Origin of the sequence: Solirubrobacter soli DSM 22325 (genome assembly GCF_000423665.1) — a bacterium.
GTDB lineage: Bacteria > Actinomycetota > Thermoleophilia > Solirubrobacterales > Solirubrobacteraceae > Solirubrobacter > Solirubrobacter soli.
The window spans coordinates 362,310-378,080 of record NZ_KE384071.1 but is presented as its reverse complement, the minus strand read 5'-3'; the positions used below and the strand labels follow the sequence as shown (position 1 = coordinate 378,080).

The 15,771-nt window shown below is 72.8% G+C and carries 12 protein-coding genes; 6 read left to right on the top strand and 6 right to left on the bottom strand.

Annotated features, from left to right (window positions below):
• Positions 1-45: 45 nt before the first annotated feature.
• Positions 46-1,230, top strand: coding sequence for a GTPase (locus G569_RS0137520; RefSeq protein ID WP_084286165.1), 1,185 nt, complete (start codon positions 46-48; stop codon positions 1,228-1,230).
• Positions 1,231-1,276: 46 nt separating this feature from the next.
• On the opposite strand, the gene G569_RS54980 is transcribed toward G569_RS0137520, so the two are convergent.
• The 3 genes from G569_RS54980 to G569_RS0137505 are packed head-to-tail and all read right to left on the bottom strand — an operon-like array spanning position 1,277 to position 5,050.
• Positions 1,277-2,482 carry an SAM-dependent methyltransferase gene (locus G569_RS54980; protein ID WP_053227597.1) on the bottom strand — a complete coding sequence of 402 codons (1,206 nt, stop codon included), beginning with the start codon at positions 2,480-2,482 and terminating at the stop codon, positions 1,277-1,279.
• Positions 2,479-3,417 carry an acyl-CoA desaturase gene (locus G569_RS0137510; RefSeq protein WP_053227596.1) on the bottom strand — a complete coding sequence of 313 codons (939 nt, stop codon included), beginning with the start codon at positions 3,415-3,417 and terminating at the stop codon, positions 2,479-2,481. The genes G569_RS54980 and G569_RS0137510 overlap by 4 nt, the downstream gene beginning before the upstream one ends.
• A gap of 58 nt (positions 3,418-3,475) precedes the next feature.
• Entirely contained in the window at positions 3,476-5,050 is a 1,575-nt protein-coding gene (locus tag G569_RS0137505; RefSeq protein WP_028067202.1) for a D-glucuronyl C5-epimerase family protein, read from the bottom strand.
• A 126-nt stretch (positions 5,051-5,176) separates the two neighbouring features.
• On the opposite strand from G569_RS0137505, the gene G569_RS0137500 reads away from it, so the two are divergent.
• The 4 genes from G569_RS0137500 to G569_RS0137485 are packed head-to-tail and all read left to right on the top strand — an operon-like array spanning position 5,177 to position 10,012.
• A complete protein-coding gene (locus G569_RS0137500) occupies positions 5,177-6,799 on the top strand; it encodes a long-chain fatty acid--CoA ligase (protein ID WP_037501824.1) in 1,623 nt (540 codons plus the stop codon).
• A 41-nt stretch (positions 6,800-6,840) separates the two neighbouring features.
• Positions 6,841-7,968 (top strand): hypothetical protein, encoded by a 1,128-nt coding sequence (locus tag G569_RS0137495; RefSeq protein WP_157592579.1) that lies wholly within the window; start codon positions 6,841-6,843, stop codon positions 7,966-7,968.
• Entirely contained in the window at positions 7,965-9,164 is a 1,200-nt protein-coding gene (locus tag G569_RS0137490) for a hypothetical protein (RefSeq protein WP_157592578.1), read from the top strand. Before G569_RS0137495 ends, G569_RS0137490 begins: the two co-directional genes overlap by 4 nt.
• Entirely contained in the window at positions 9,161-10,012 is an 852-nt protein-coding gene (locus tag G569_RS0137485) for a hypothetical protein (protein ID WP_028067198.1), read from the top strand. Before G569_RS0137490 ends, G569_RS0137485 begins: the two co-directional genes overlap by 4 nt.
• On the opposite strand, the gene G569_RS54975 is transcribed toward G569_RS0137485, so the two are convergent.
• Both G569_RS54975 and G569_RS54970 read right to left on the bottom strand, forming a co-directional pair.
• Positions 10,009-10,584, bottom strand: coding sequence for a VOC family protein (locus G569_RS54975; RefSeq protein ID WP_053227595.1), 576 nt, complete (start codon positions 10,582-10,584; stop codon positions 10,009-10,011). The two genes, G569_RS0137485 and G569_RS54975, sit on opposite strands and share 4 nt — an antisense overlap.
• Positions 10,585-10,593: 9 nt before the next feature.
• Positions 10,594-11,958, bottom strand: coding sequence for an MFS transporter (locus G569_RS54970; RefSeq protein ID WP_037501821.1), 1,365 nt, complete (start codon positions 11,956-11,958; stop codon positions 10,594-10,596).
• 71 nt (positions 11,959-12,029) lie between these two features.
• Between G569_RS54970 and G569_RS0137470 the strand changes: the two genes are divergently transcribed.
• Complete coding sequence (locus G569_RS0137470; RefSeq protein WP_028067197.1) at positions 12,030-12,896, top strand: sigma-70 family RNA polymerase sigma factor; 867 nt, start codon at positions 12,030-12,032, stop codon at positions 12,894-12,896.
• Here G569_RS0137470 and G569_RS0137465 read toward each other — a convergent pair.
• The gene (locus G569_RS0137465) at positions 12,883-15,750 is read right to left on the bottom strand and encodes a helix-turn-helix transcriptional regulator (RefSeq protein ID WP_053227594.1); all 2,868 of its coding nucleotides are present in this window, start codon (positions 15,748-15,750) and stop codon (positions 12,883-12,885) included. The two genes, G569_RS0137470 and G569_RS0137465, sit on opposite strands and share 14 nt — an antisense overlap.
• Positions 15,751-15,771: the final 21 nt, after the last annotated feature.

Genomic DNA, 15,771 nt, shown 5'->3' with positions numbered 1-15,771 from the left:
CGGAAGGCATCGGTGCCGTTCCGTACGTCGTACGCTAGCAGGCGGATGGCCACGCGACGGGATCGAGTCACCCATCAGGTGGGCCGCGCATGGGGCGCGATCAAGGATCGCCGGCGCAAGCCGGAGCCCGAGATCGAGCCGCCGAAGCCGGACTCAGAGCTCGACGACGCGGCCCTGTTCGACCGCGACCACGCGCGCGAACTGGAGCAGATCGGCCACGCGAACATCCTCGTGATCGGCCAGACCGGCGTCGGCAAGAGCACGCTGATCAACGCGATCTTCCGCAAGCCGCTGGCCACGACCGGCACGGGCCGGCCGGTCACCAAGGTCGTCCAGCGCTTCGAGGACCCCGACGTCCCCGTCACGCTCTACGACACCAAGGGCGTCGAGCTCGGCGACTCCAAGCGCACCGTGATCCGCGACTACAAGCGCCTGATCGCCGACCACCGCAAGGCGCCCGTCTCGGAGCACCTCCACCTGCTCTGGTACTGCATGGACGCCGGCCAGACGCGGGTCGAGGACTACGACCTGGAGATCATCCGGGCGCTCGCCGACGAGGTCCCGGTGATCCTCGTCTTCACGCAGGTCATCGACGACGAGCGCGCCGACGCGCTCGAGCGGGCGGTCCGCTTCGAGAACCTGCAGCTGGTCGGCAACAGGCCGGTCCGCACGCTCGCGCAGCCGCGCACGATCGGGACGCAGACGCTCGCCGTGCGCGGGCTGGAGGAGCTCGTCCGGTTGACGAACGACACCCTCCCCGAGGCGGTGAGACGGGCGTTCGTGAACGCCCAAGGGGTAGTCCTCGACCTCAAGGCCGACCAGGCGCGCGCCGTCGTCGTCGCCGCCTCCGCGGCGGCCGCGGCCACCGCCGCGGCGCCGGTCCCGATGTCCGACGCGATCCTCTTGAAGCCGATCCAGCTCGGCATGCTGGCCGCGATCACCGCGATCTTCGGCGTCGAGCTCTCAAAGGACGACGCCGGCGGCCTGCTCAAGGCCGCCGTCGGGCAGGGCGCGATCGAACGGGCCGGCAAGACGCTCGTCCTCAAGCTCCCCGGCGGCAACGTGCTCAACGCCGCCGTCGCCGGCGCGCTGACCGGCGCGCTCGGGGAGGCCTACATCCGGCTCTGCTCGGAGATCCTGCGGCGCCGCTCGCAGGACAAGCCGATGCCGAACCCGGAGATGGTCGACTTCCTGATGGAGGTCTACAACGGGTTGCTCAGGCGGGCATAGAAGGGCGAAGCCCTTCCGAAGCGACCGAAGCAGCGGGCGAAGCCCGCTAGCGAGGATCGCCCTTCACCGCGCGCACCTGGTACACGCTGATGAAGCCGTTCTCGAACCCCTGGCGCGAGACGCGCAGGTAGATCCGCCAGACCCGCACGCGCTCGTCGCCGCCGAGCTCGCGCGCCCGGTCGATGTTGGCCTCGAAGCGCCGCTGCCACTCGAGCAGCGTGCGCGCGTAGTCGTCCGGGAAGTCCTCGACGTGGCGGGTGTGCAGCCCCGCCCGCTCGAGCGACAGCTGGATCCGCGAGAGATGCAGCGGCGCAGCGTCCGGGAACACGTAGCGCTCCGAGAACGGGCCGGCCTCGGCGTCGCCCACCCGCAGCCGCGCGATGCCGTGGTTCAGGAGCCGCCCGCCCGGCCGCAGCAGCGACGCCAGCTTGGCCGAGTACTGGTCGATGTTCACCGACCCGACGTGCTCGACCATGCCGATCGAGGCGATCGCGTCGAACGTCTCGCCCGCGATCTCGCGGTAGTCCATGACGCGGATGTCGATCTTGTCCGCCAGCCCGGCGGCCGCGGCGCGCTCGCGCGCCAGCTGGGCCTGCGGCTCGCTCAAAGTGATCCCGGTGACGTGGACTCCGTACTCGCGCGCGGCGTGGATCGCGAACGCGCCCCACCCGCAGCCGACGTCGAGGATCCGCTCGCCCGGCTGCAGCGAGAGCTTCGTGCAGACGAGGTCGAGCTTGGTCCGCTGCGCCTCTTCCAGCGTCGTCGCGCCGCGCGAGAAGATCGCGCACGAGTACGTCATCGACTCGTCCAGGAACAGCGAGAAGTACTCGTTCGAGAGGTTGTAGTGGTGCGTGACCGCGCGCTTGTCGCGCAGGATCGAGTGGCGCTTGCCCTCGGGGCGCAGCTCCATCGCCGGCACCTTCGGGATCTGCCGCAGCGCGCCCGCCTTCACCGCGCCCTTCGCGATCGCCAGCTTGCTCTTGTTGTCGATGGACGGCGGCTTCCAGGTCCCGATGACCTCGAGCGCCTTGTCGATGTCGTCGACGTCGATGCCGCCGCTGACGTACGCGCGTCCCAGGCCGAGCTGGCCCGGTGAGCGCAGCACGTGGCCGAGCGCCTCAGGCGACGTGATCGTGAAGACGGGGCCGCCGTTGCCGTTCGTCGACGGCAGGGACGTCCCATCCCACAGCTGGAGCTCGAACGGCCGATCCGGGAGAGCCTGGGCGAGCGCTGTCCGCAGATCGCTCGTCACGTCACGAGCTTCGCGGCCTGGCGCTCGGGGGCGATGCGCACGACGTCCCACGCCAGACCGGTCTTCTCGAGCGCCCAGATGACCCACGCGGAAGGGTCGAACTGCCAGCGCCCGAGACCGTGGCGGGCCGAGGTCGGGAAGGCGTGGTGGCTGTTGTGCCACGCCTCGCCGAAGGTGAAGACCGACAGCCACGCGAGGTTGCGCGACTCGTCGGTGGTCTTGAACTGCCGCTTGCCGAAGAAGTGGCAGAGCGAGTTGATGCTGTAGGTCGCGTGGTGCAGGACCAGCATCCGCACGGCGCCGCCCCACAGTAGGCCGGTCAGGCCCTCGGCGACGGTGCCGCCGATCGCCCAGCCGAGGAAGAACGGCGCGGCCAGGCCGGCGATGACCCACAGCACGAACGTGCGGCTGATGAAGTTCACCACCGGGTCCTTGATCAGGTCCGGCGCGTAACGCGACTTCAGGCCTCGCTGCGTGTGGATGAACAGCCAGCCGACGTGGGCGTGGAAGAGCCCGCGCAGCGCGCCGCGCAGGCCGTGGCCGTGGTCGACGTGCGGCGAGTGCGGATCGCCCGGCTGGTCCGAGAACGCGTGGTGCTTGCGGTGGTCGGCCACCCACGAGATCACGGGACCCTCGATCGCGGCCGACCCGAGCGCGGCGAGGATCGCGCGCACGGCCTTGCCGGTCTTGAACGCCCGGTGGGTGAAGAGGCGGTGGAAGCCGACGGTGATCCCGAGCCCGGTGGCGATGTACATGATCGCGAACACGATCAGGTCGCTCCAGCCCAGCAGTTCGGACCACACCTGCCACGCGACCAGGCCCAGAGCCAGGATCGGGAGGACGGTCACGGTGCCGGTCAGAAACCGGTCAAGCGATTCGTTCGCGACGGGTTGGACGTCGTCGCGCTGTTCGGGATCCCTAACGGTCGCGGCCATCTGGGGCGCAAGTCTCGCACGTCGTCAGGCGTTCGGTACTGCAGGTAGCCCCAGTTTCTCATCTGGAATCGCTGGTCAGGCGATCGTGTGCCGGTTTCTTGTGCTTTTTCTTCTTCTTGGGCTTCGGCTTGGGCAGCGTGACGCGGATCGTGCGCGTCTCGACGCCGAGCGGTCCGCTCGGGCCCTGCGCGGTGATCCGCAGCGTGTAGCGGCCGCGGCCGGGCGGGCGCCAGGACAGCGAGCGCGACCCGCGGCCCATCCGCAGGTCGCGCGAGAGGTTCATGCCGCGCGTGCCCCAGATGCGCACCTTGACGTCGGAGATCTTCGAGATCGAGAAGCGGAACGTGCTCGTGCGATCCCAGCGGGTCGTGTGCGGCAGGGCGATGCCGATCTTCGTCGGCTCCCGCTCGTAGCGCTTGAAGCGCTCGCCGGCGCTGCAGTAGGTCCGCCGGTGGGTGCGGTCGCAGATGTTCGTCAGGAAGCCCGCGATCAGCGAGTGGTAGTTGAGGGTCGCCTCGGCGCCGCCCTCGGAGTACAGCGACCACGCGCCCGTGTCGTACTCGGGGATCTCGCGCCGCGCCGCGCGCTCGCCGCGCTCGTAGAGGTGCTCCGCGCGCTTGGAGTGCAGCAGCGCCGAGGCGTCGCGCAGGCCGATCACCGCCTGCAGCCCGCCGTTGAACACGAGGTGGTTCGGGGCGAAGGAGTAGAGCGCGTAGTGGCGTCCGCCCGGTACGGGCACGGACACGCCGGACGGCGGTGCCTGCTCGAACGCGCCCAGCGCCTCGAGCGCCGCGTGCCGCCAGCGCGCCTTGCCGGTCGCCCGGTACCCGCGCGAGAGCGCCTGGATCGCGGTGGCCTGCGCCATCCCGCTCACCCACGGCGGCGTGCCGGTCCCGTAGGCGAAGTAGTACTCCCACGCCAGGTACCCGCTGCGGCGCGCGCCGAGCGCGGAGAGCCGGTCCAGCGCCCTCGCCATGGCCGCCGGGCGGCAGCGGTCCTTGCGCGTCTTGCTGCGCAGCGCCGCCAGACACGCGCCCGCGATCGCGTTCGCGCGGCCCCATGACGCCAGCGGCTGAAGCTGCAGGCCGTGGCCGGGGTAGTACTGGAAGACCGCGGGATCGGTCTCCGGGCTGGTGCGGAAGCCGGAGGCCGGGAGCGGCTGCGTCGCCCAGAAGCGGGTGTTGGTCCGCAGCACGAGGAAGACCGGGCGCAACCGGTCGATGGTCAGCATGTGCTGGGCGGCGAGCGAGCGGACCGTCCCGATCACGTACGCGAGCTCGGTGCGGCGGGTGCCGCTGAGCTTGCCGACGGTGCGGTTCGCGTTGTCCCAGTCGGCGCGCAGGCTCGTCTCGAGCTCCGGCGAGATCCGCTCGGTGAGCCGCGCGACGCGCAGCGAGGCCTCGACGGTCGGCGACCGCCGCAGGTCCGCGATCTCGGCGCGCAGCCAGCGCTCGTACTGCAGCTGGCGGAAGGCGGGGATCGAGTCGTCCTTCGGCGGCAGCGAGTCCAGCGGCGCCCCGGGCGGCGGCGGCGAGGTCGGGAACCGCGGCGCCGCCGCCTTCGGCGCCTGGTCGCCGCCGCAGCCCGCCAGGACGAGGAGGCCGAGCACGATCAGGAGGGTGAGGCGGGGCATCCTGCCCGTGTGATCGGCGTCCGGCACGGCACCTCCAGTCTGCTCGCTGCGGCCGCGCCCAAACACGCCCGAAGGACGAGGATCGGGGGTACGCTTGCGCCACCTCGGTGCAAGGAGAGAGGCACGATGCAGGGTTTGATGCAGTCCTATCCGCTGACGCTCACACACGTCTTCCGGCGCGCGGAACGACTGTTTGCAGAGAAACGGATCGCGACCGTTCAGGCCGGCGGGATCGAGCGGACCACGTACGGCGAGTGGGCGGAACGCACGCGCCGGCTCGCAGGCGTGCTCGACGACCTCGGGATCTCCGCCGACGGTCGCGTCGGGACGTTCGCGTGGAACACCGCGCGGCACCTCGAGCTCTACTTCGCGGCTCCGTGCAGCGGGCGCGTTCTGCATACCTTGAACATTCGGCTCTTCCCGGACGACATCGTCTACATCGCCGATCATGCCGAGGACGAGGTCGTTTTTGTCGATCGTTCGTTGCTGAAGGTCCTCTGGCCGCTCGTCGACCGGTTGGAAACGGTCAAGCACGTCGTCGTGATGGACGACGGCGTCGCCGACGAGATCCCCGACGACCCGCGCGTGCGCGACTACGAGACGCTGCTGGCGGCGGCCTCGCCCGTCGAGTTCGAGACGATCGCCGACGAGAACCAGGCCGCGGCCATGTGTTACACGAGCGGCACGACCGGTCATCCGAAGGGCGTCGTCTACTCGCACCGCTCGACGGTCCTGCACTCGATGGGCTCGCTCGTCGCCGACGCCGCCGGCGTCTCCGAGCGCGACACGATCATGCCCGTGGTGCCGATGTTCCACGCGAACGCGTGGGGGCTCTGCCAGGCGGCCGTGATGGCGGGCGCGTCGTTGGCGATGCCCGGCTCGAACATGCAGCCGAAGGCGCTGGCGGAGCTGATGGAGTCCGAGAAGGTCACGTTGGCGGCGGGCGTCCCGACGATCTGGATGAGCGTGCTGCCCGAGCTCGAAGGCCGCGATCTCTCCTCCCTGCGCGACATCCTGTGCGGCGGGTCCGCCGTGCCGAAGTCGCTGTCGGAGGCCTATCGCGAGAAGATCGGCCTGCCGATCCTGCAGGCCTGGGGCATGACCGAGACCTCGCCGGTGGCCTCCACCGGGCGGATCAAGTCGACGCTGCTGGATCGCAGCGAGGAGGAGCTGGCCGACCTGCGCGCGGCGCAGGGCATCGCGATCCCGCTCGTGGACCTGCGGATCGTCGAGCCCGGCACCGACGACGAGCTGCCGTGGGACGGCGAGGCGCGCGGCGAGCTGCAGGCGCGCGGGCCGTGGATCGCGGCCGGCTACTACAACGATGAGCGCTCGTCGGAGTCCTTCACCGACGACGGCTGGCTGCGGACGGGCGACGTCGCCACGATCAGCCCCAACGGCTACGTCCGCCTCGTCGACCGCACCAAGGACCTCGTCAAGTCCGGCGGCGAGTGGATCTCCAGCGTCGAGCTCGAGAACGCGATCATGGCCCACCCGAAGGTGGCCGAGGCCGCGGTGATCGGGATCCCGGACGAGAAGTGGAGCGAGCGGCCGCTCGCGTGCGTGGTCCCCGACGGCGACGCCGAGATCACGCTCGACGAGCTGCGCACGTTCCTCGCCGAGCGCGTTCCGAAGTGGTGGATCCCCAACGACCTGGAGATCATCGACGAGGTCCCGAAGACCTCCGTGGGCAAATTCTCCAAGAAGACGCTGCGCGAGCAGTTCTCCGCCAGACAAGCCACGACTTAACGCGTCAGATTCCGTTAGTGCGCGGCTAGTTTGGACGCGCCATGATGAGAGTTCCGGTCCTCGCCGCGGGGATGCTGGTCGCCGCCCTTCCGGCCACCGCGTCCGCCGCGGGCACGACGCCCGCGGGCGCGGCGACGATCGCCACCGTCCCCGACGTGCCGTCGGTCTGCGGCGCGGCGTTCGTCCCGACCGTCTCGGTCGCTTGGCGCGTCGTGGTGGGCGACGGCGGGCAGGGCGGAACCGTCCGGCCGGTCGTTCGCGGCGTCGTCGGCGACCCGGTCGAGCTCCCGGCGACCCCCGGCACGTACACGTTCCCCGCCCCGCACGTCTTCAGCGGCGGCGCCTGTGGAGAGACGGTGGGCATCGTCCAGACGACGGGCGCGCACGCGATCGTCGAGGACGCGAACGACACGCACCTCATCGTCGAGCGGGACGGGCAGGCGGATGAGCGCATCGACGACGCGCGGCTGACGACGACGCTCGTCACCGAGCCGGACAAGGACGGCGACCTTCGCGGCGATCTCACCGAGGACCGCACCGACCTGCGGATCGCCACGAAGGCGACGCGCGATCCCGACGGCCGTGCCCGCATCGAGGTGACGCTCACCAACGCCGGACCGCTCGCGGCGGACCTCCCGATGCTGAACGCCGCCTCGCTCCCGGGTCTGCGCTGGGAGACCTGCACGCCGCTCACGATCTACCCCGCCTGCATCACCCCGCGACTGGACGCGCGCGCTTCGCGGACGTTCCTGCTGCTGGGCGACGCGCCGGAGGCGCTCGCCGGCCAGGTCAGCGTCGGCTACGAAGGCACGGACACGGCGCCGGCGAACGACTCGGCGGCTGTGACGCTCGCGGCCGCGCCCGCGTTCGACGTGGCGGCCGCGACGTCGCAGCGGCTCAGCAAGGGCATCGCGGTGCGGGCGCGGGGCATCCGGGCGGGGCGCGCGCGGATCTCGGTGGCGTTCACGCGCGCGGGCAAGACGGTCAAGATCGGGCGGGTCGTGCGGCTCGCCCCCTACACGGCCAGGGACGTGACGATCCGTCCCGCGGGCGCGAAGCTGCGCTCGCTGCGGCGGATGCTGGCCGGCGGCGCGGTCGGCGCCGAGATCACGATCAGGACGATCCAAGGCAAGACGCCGGTGACGACAAAGGTGACGGTGACGCGATGAGGGTGGGTCTGGGTGTCCTTGGGCTGGCGCTGGCGTTCCCGGCGGCGGCGAGCGCGGACAACACGCCGGCGGGACCGGCGACGCTGCTGAACGAATGGACCGGCGCGTCGACCATGGAGGGCCGGTCGCCGGAGGTGCTCGTGGCCGCGCGCGTCGTGGTCGGTGCGGGCGGGCAGGCGGGGACGATCCGGATCCGCGCCCGCCAGGGCGGCGTGACGAAGGTGGGCGAGCCGGTGACGCTCCCGGCCGAGCCGGGCACGTACACGTTCGCGGCGCCGCACATCCGCTGGGACTATCGCTTCGGGCAGATCGGCATCGACCAGGAGACGGGCGACCACGCGATCCTCATCCAGGACGCCTGCAATCCGGCCCTCGGGCGAGGGATGGACCCCTGCCAGATCAAGCGGGTGAACATCTGGACCCCGGCGGGCTCCGATGGCGACCCGAGCCAGGTCCGCGAGGGTGCGCAGCTGGCGGTCACCGGGATCTTCGAGCCCGATCGCGACGAGGACTTCGTGGGCGACTCGACCGAGGACCGGACCGACCTGCGCGTGAGCGCGACGGCGACCCGCGTCGACGACGGGCACGCCGCGGTGACGGTCGCGATCACGAACGCCGGGCCGTTGGCCGCCGACCTCCCGAACGTCACGACGTCGCTGGGTCGCGTCCAGAAGTCCGACGGCTGCAAGACCGACGATCCGAAGATCTGGTGGCAGTGGTCCTTCGGCGGCTGCACGCTGGAGCGGATCGCCCCGGGCGAGACGCGCACGGTGACGCTCACCGGCGACGTCGCGCGAGCCGGCCAGACCGTCTTCGTCAACGTCAAGTCCGAGGGGCCGGACCTCGCGGCCGCCGACAACGACGCTGCCGTCAGCATCGCCGCGGTGCCGCCGTTCACGCTCACGGCGGCCGAGTCGCAGAAGCTCAAGCAGGGCGTCACCGTGAAGGTCCGCGCCGCGTACGACGGCCGTGCCCGGGTGACCGTCGCCTTCAAGGTGCGCGGGCGCACCGTCAAGCTCGGCAAGATCGTCACGCTCAAGGCCGGGACGGAGCGCTCCGTCACCGTGCGCGCCACCGGGGCGAAGCTGCGCTCGCTCCAGCGGGCGGTTCGCAACGGTGCGCTGCCGGCACAGATCACCGTGCGCACGATCAGCGGCAAGACGCCGATCACCGCCACCACGAAGGTCCTCAGATGAAGTGGGCCGCGCCCGTCGTCGCGTCGCTGCTGCTCCCGGGCGCCGCGGCGACCGAGCGGACGCCCGACGGGCCGGCCACGTTCATCAGCCATTCCAGGACGGCCGCAATGCCCGAGTCCGGTCGGGTGCTGACCAGTTGGACGGTGACGGTCGCGGCGGGTGGGCGCGCGGGTGTCGTGCGCCCGCTCGTGGGCGGGGTCGCCGGCGAGCCGGTCGAGCTCCCGGCCGCGCCGGGGACGTACACGTTCCCGCTCGCGCACACCGCGGCGGCGCCGCAGGGACTCGTCCAGGAGACCGGAGGGCTGGCGATCGTCTCGCGCGAGGCGTGCCGGCCGACGATCGAGCGCTCGCTCGATCCCTGTGAGACGACGTGGCTCGACGTCCAGCGCCCGGACGCGGAGACCGTCCGCGACCGCGGCGCGCAGCTCGCGGTCGCGTTCCACACCGAGCCGGACGTCGACGGCGACCTGCGCGGCGACCTCACCGAGGACCGCACCGACCTGCGCGTGAACGTGCTGCCGGCGCGCGAGGACGACGGCCGCCTGCGCGTCGAGGTCACCCTGACCAACGCGGGCGCGCAGACCGCCGATCGGCCGTCATTCGACGTCTCGTGGTTGGCGGGCGCCGGCATCGAAGGCGCCTGCCTGACGGCGTTCCCGCAGTGCGCGACGACGCCGCTGGCGCCGGGCGAGACGCGGGAGTTCGTGGTCCACGCCGAGGACCCGAGCGCGACCAGCGTGACGATCGACGCCCACGCCGAGGGCCCGGACCTCGCGCCCGCCGACAACTCGACGGTCGCGGGCTTCCTCCGGGCGCCCCTGCGCTGGTCCTGGGCGGGCCGGCCCTAGGGTCTGAACTCCCGCTCGCCGATCCCGATCGCGTGCACCGCCGGGTCGCCGGGGACGACGCGGACGGGCAACTCGGCGTCGCCCAGCCAGTCGCGCAGGCGCGCCTCGTCGCCCGCGACCTCGATCCAGGTCAGGCCGCCCGCGTCGCGCGCGGTCCCCGGCCGCGTGCCGCGCTCGTTGGCACCGATGAAGAACGGGAGCGTCGGCTCGCGCAGCGCCTCCTGCACCCCGGTCACGGTCGCGCCGAGCGTCTCCCGCCGGACCTCCACGAGCGGCGTGCCGAGGCGTTGGGCGATCGCGTGGACGTCGTCGACCAGCACCGCCCACGCCACGAGCCCTTCGACCGCCAGCACCTCGAGCAGCACCTCGCCGAACGGGTTCGTCGCGGCCTCCTGGGGATCGTCGATCGCCATCAGCTCCAGGTAGCCGTCGCCGAGCGGGACGATCCGGTTGTGTGAGCCCTGCCCGACGTGGTGCCCGCCGGCAAGCACCTCGAGGCCGAGCTCGGTCTCGATCCGCCGCTGGGCGACGTCGAGGTCGGCGGTGCCGTAGATCACGTGGTCGAGGCGCATCGGGACACCCTACGTCGTGGCCGGCACCGCCGTTGTCGCCGCGCGGCGGCTGGGGAGCGCGGTCGCGCAGAGCGCGCCGGCGAGCGACATGCCCGAAGCGACGAGGAGCGCGCGCTCGAAGCCGTCGGCGAAGGACGCGTAGCCGCCCGCGCCGCTGAACACCGCCACGGCGATCGCGACGCCGAAGACGCCGCCGAGCTGGCGCATCATGCTGTTGACGCCCGCGGCCTTGCCGATGTGCTGCGGCACGGCGTTGACGACCGAGCTGATCGTGGCCGGGATCGCCATCGAGACGCCCGCGCCGGCGACCATGAGCGCCGGGATCATCTCGGCGTAGGTGTCGTGGTTGAGGCCGAGCCACGAGAGCCCGACCGCCTGCAGTGCGAGGCCGGCGCCCATGAACCGGCGCGGGCCGTAGCGGTCGACGAGCGTGCCCGCGACCGGTGCGACGAAGAACAGCGTCGCCGTCCAGGGCAGCAGCCGCAGGCCGGCGCCGAGCGCGTCGTCCCCGTGCACGATCTGGAGGAACTGGGCGAGGAAGAACACCGCGCTGAAGAGCGCGGCGAGCATCAGGAACCCCGCGGCGTTGCCGGCGCTGAACGCGCGGTTCTTGAACAGCTGCATCGGGAGCATCGGGGTCGGGGCGCGGAGCTCGTAGGCGACGAACGCGATCAGCAGGACGATGCCGGCGGTGCTGCTCACCACGACCTCGGGGCTGCCCCAGCCCGCGCCGTTGCCGCGGACGAGACCCCAGACGACGCCGAGCGCCGCGGCGGTGATCAGGGTCACGCCGGGGATGTCGAGCGTCGCGTCCGCGCCGCGCGACTCCGGGATCTTCGCGAGCACGAGCGGGACCGCGAGGAGGCCGATCGGGACGTTGATCCAGAAGATCCATTGCCAGGCGAGCCCTTGCGCGACGGCGCCGCCGATCACGGGCCCGCTCGCGACCGCGAGGCCGGTCAGGCCCTGCAGAGCGCCCATCGCGGCGCCGCGCTTCTCGGGCGGGAACGCGGCGCCCACAAGTGTCAGCGCGAGCGGCGTGACCGCGGCCGCGCCCATGCCCTGGACGGTGCGGGCGGCGATCAGCGTGCCGGCGTCCGGAGCGAGCGCGCAGGCCGCGCTGGCCAGCGAGAACAGCGCCAGTCCGGCGACGAATATCCGGCGGCGGCCGAAGCGGTCGCCGAGCGCCGAAGCGGTCATCATCAGCACGGCGAACGAGAGGTTGTAGGCGTTGACGGTCCATTCCAGCTGCTCGACGCTGGCGTGCAGGTCGAGGCGGATGGTCGTCAGCGCGGTCGCGACGACGAGCGCGTCGAGCGCGACCATGAAGGAGGCCACGGCGCCGAGCACCAGGACCCAGTTGCGGTGTGTCATGCCCGGGTTAGACACCCGCGGCGCGTGGAACTGACCGATGAGTTTCGCCGGCCGGAGGTGTCTAACCGCGTATGAGCACCCTGCAGGTCGCCGAAGCCCTGGCCGGTGACGAGCGCGCCTTCCGCGCCGTCGTCGGGCCGTACCGTCGCGCGCTCGAGGTCCACTGCTATCGCATGCTCGGCTCGATCCACGACGCGGAGGACGTCGTCCAGGACACCCTGCTGCGCGCATGGCGCTCGTTCGGCCGCTTCCAGGGTCGCTCCTCGGTGGAGACGTGGCTGTACCGGATCGCGACCAACGCGTGCCTCGACGAGCTCGAGAAGCGCCCGCGGCGTGCCGTCGAGCCCTATCCCGACTCGCGGCTCGAGGACGCTGACACGTCGATCGCCGATCCCGCCGCCCGCTACGCGCTGCACGAGGGGATGGAGCTCGCGTTCCTGACGGCGATCCAGCGGCTCCCCGGCCGGCAGCGCGCGATCCTGATCCTGCGCGACGTCCTCGGCTGGTCCGCCGCCGAGTCCGCCGACCTGCTCGACACGACCGTCACCGCGGTCAACAGCGCGTTGCAGCGGGCGCGGGCGACGATCGAGGCCGAGGCGCCCGCCCACCGCGTCGCCCCCGGCCGCGGGTACCAGCGCGAGTTGCTGCACCGCTACGTCGACGCGTGGGAGCGGGCCGACATCGACGCGCTGCTCTCGCTGTTGCAGGAGGACGCGGTGATGACGATGCCGCCGCAGGCCGATCTGATCGGCGCCGAGGCGATCGCGGCGTTCCTCAGCGCCCGATTCGGGATGTACACCGCCTCGGCCACATGGGTCAACGGTTCGCCCGCGGTCGACCTGCACGAGCCCGACGGCACGCCCCACCGCATGCTCGTCCTCGACATCGCCGACGACCGCGTGCGCGGCGTCGCCGTCCACAAACCTAAACGGGCCTGACCCCTTTATCTTCTCGCTCGACGACGCGGGCGACCTCGACGCGCGAGGAGACGCCGAGTTTGTGGAACAGGTTGCGCAAGTGGGTCTCGACGGTCTTGGTCGAGAGGTAGAGCTCGGCGGCGATCTCCGCGTTGGTGCGGCGGTCGACCACGAGCCGCGCGATCTGCAGCTCGCGCTCGGTGAGTGAGCCGACCAGCGACCCGTCCCCGGCCGCCTTCGTGCGGCGGTAGGTCGTGCGCCGGCCGAGCCGCCGCAGCTCCCGCTCGCACGCGTCGCGCCGGCCGAGGGCGCCGCAGCGCTCGAACGCGCCCGCGGCCTTGTCGAGCTCCGCGGCGGCCCGCGAGGCGTCGCTGCCGGCGAGGGCACGCCCGGCGAGCGCGCGCGAGAGCGCGGCCTCGACGGGCACGCCGAGCTCGTCGAACGCCGCCGCGGAACGAAGCGCGAGTTGCGCCGCGCGGGCCGGGCCGGCGTCGTCTGGCGCGGCTGCGTGCGGCGCGGCGCCCGCATCGTCCGTGCCGGCGAGCGCGACCGCGGCGGCTGCGCGGTCGGCGTAGGCGCCGGCGGTGCGAACGCCGAGCTGCTCCGCCAAAGTCTGCGCCGCGGCGGCGACCCTCGCCGCTTCCTCCAGGCGGCCGAGGGCGAGCAGGATGCGGGTGTGGAGCTCGAGCGCGCGCGGGCGCCAGCCGGCAGGGATCAGCGGGAGCGACTCGCCCCCGCCCGCCTCGAGCAGCGCGGCGAGCGCGCCCGGAGCGTCGCCGTCGGCGAGCAGCGCGGCCGCCAGCGCGTGGCCGGCGCCCGAGGCCGGGAAGCTCGGCTCGGCGTCGCGCAGCACCGCGACGCTCTCGCGCGCGGTCGCGAGGGCGAGCGCGGTGTCGCCCATGGCGGTGGCGACGAACGAGCGGGCGAACAGGTTCCACGCGAGGCCTTGGGCCTGGCCGGCGACGCGGGCCATCTCGATCGCCTCGTCCAGCAGCTCGCCCGCCTCGCGGAGGCGGCCGGCGTCGGCGCGGACGGTCGCGGTCCAGAACAGCACCGGGAGCACCTGGCCCTGGCCGGTCGCGCGCGCCACGTACAGCCCCCGCTCGGCGCGGGCGGCGGCGGTGGCCAGGCGGTCGAGCAGCAACTCCGCGCCGGCGAGGCCGTTGGCGGCGAAGTCCAGGTGCTGCGCGAGCTCGGAGTCGGGGAGCGCATCCGACAGCGCGGCGGCTTCGTCTGCCGCGGCGCGGGCCTGGGCGCCGTCGCCCGCGAAGGTGGCGGCGAGCGTGACCGCTCCGGTGGCGGTCGCCAGCAGGCTCGTGTCGCCGAGCTCGCGCGCAGCGTCCAGCGCGCGGCGCATCCACGCGAGCATCGCCGCGTAGTCGCGCCGGTAGAGCCCGTCGCGGCCGAGCTCGATCATCAGCAGGACCGTGTCCTCGCTCACGCCCCCGGGCAGCCCGGCGAGCGCCGCCTCCAGCCGCGCGTGCGCCTCCTGGTTGCGCCCGAGGAGGTGCTCCAGTGACGCGGCGGCCGCGATCGCGCGCACGCTCGGGGCGAGCGTCACCGCCTCGTGGATCGCCTCGTAGGCGGGGAACCACTGGCCGGCACCCCAGTGGGCGCGGGCCAGGTCGCCCAGGACCGCCGCCCGCTCGGGCGCGGTCGGGCCGAGGAGCCGGGCGGCGGCCTCGTAGAGCCGTGCGGCCGAGGCGGGCGCGCGCGGCGCGGCGGCGGCGCCCGCCTCGCGCAACACGGCGACGGCGGCGGAGTCGCCGCGCCGGGCGGAGCGCTCGACGTGATGCGCGCGCTCGAGCGCGCTCGCGCCGCGCTCCTTCAGCGCCGTGGCGCAGCGCTCGTGGGCGACGAGGCGCCAGCCGCCGAGCGCGGTCGCGTACACGGCCGCGCGCACGAGCGGGTGGCGGAAACGGAAGCGGCGCGGGACGTCGGTGTGGCGGACGAGGTCGGACCGCAGCAGCTCGTCGAGCGCGTCGATCGCGTCCCACTCCGAGACGCCCGCGGCGATCGCGGCCAGCTCGGGCTCGAACGGATCGCCCGCCACCGCCGCGCCCGCCAACACCTGTCGCGCGGTGTCGGAGAGCTGCGCGATCTCCCCCGCGAACGCCGCCGCCACGGCACGCGGGACCTCGACGCCCGACAGCGGCACGGCCGGCCCGGTCGCCAGCCGTGCCGGCGCGCGCGCCAGCTGCTGGAGGTAGAAGGGGTTGCCGCCGGCGGCGGGATACAGCCGGTCGGCATGCTCGCCCACCAGCTCGCGCGCCTCGTCTGCGGTCAGCTCGCCGAGCTCCACCTGCCGCACCCGCTCCAGGACTCCGACGAGCCGTTCGGGCACCTGGCGCGGGCGGACCGCCAGCGCGAGCAACACCGGCGCGGCGGGCGGGCGCCGCAGCAGCGAGCCGAGCAGCTCCAGCGAGCCGGAGTCGGCCCAGTGCAGGTCGTCGAGGATCAGCACCAGCGGCGCCAGCTCCTCGAGCAGCGCTCGCGCGGCGCGGTGCAGGCGGTAGCGCTCGTCGACTCCGTTGCCGCCCGACGGGCGGTCGAGCGACGGGAAGATGTGGGCGAGCTCGTCGCGCGTGGTCTCGTCGAGGTTCGCGAGGCGGTGCGGGTCGAGGCCGTACAGGAACTCGTCGAGCGCGTCGACGAAGACGCCGAACGGCAGGTCGCGTTCGAGCTCCGACGCGCTGCCGGTGAGCACGAGGCAGCCGCGGCCGTCGGCGCGCTGCTCGAGCTCCGCCAGCAACCGCGTCTTCCCCATGCCCGGCTCGCCCAGCACCTCCAGGGCGACGAAGCCGCGCCGCGCCTCGGTCAGGGCGTCCTCGAGGGCGGCGAGCTCAGCGACCCGCCCCACCAGCGGCTCAGCCATATGACGCATCCCTGAGGAGCA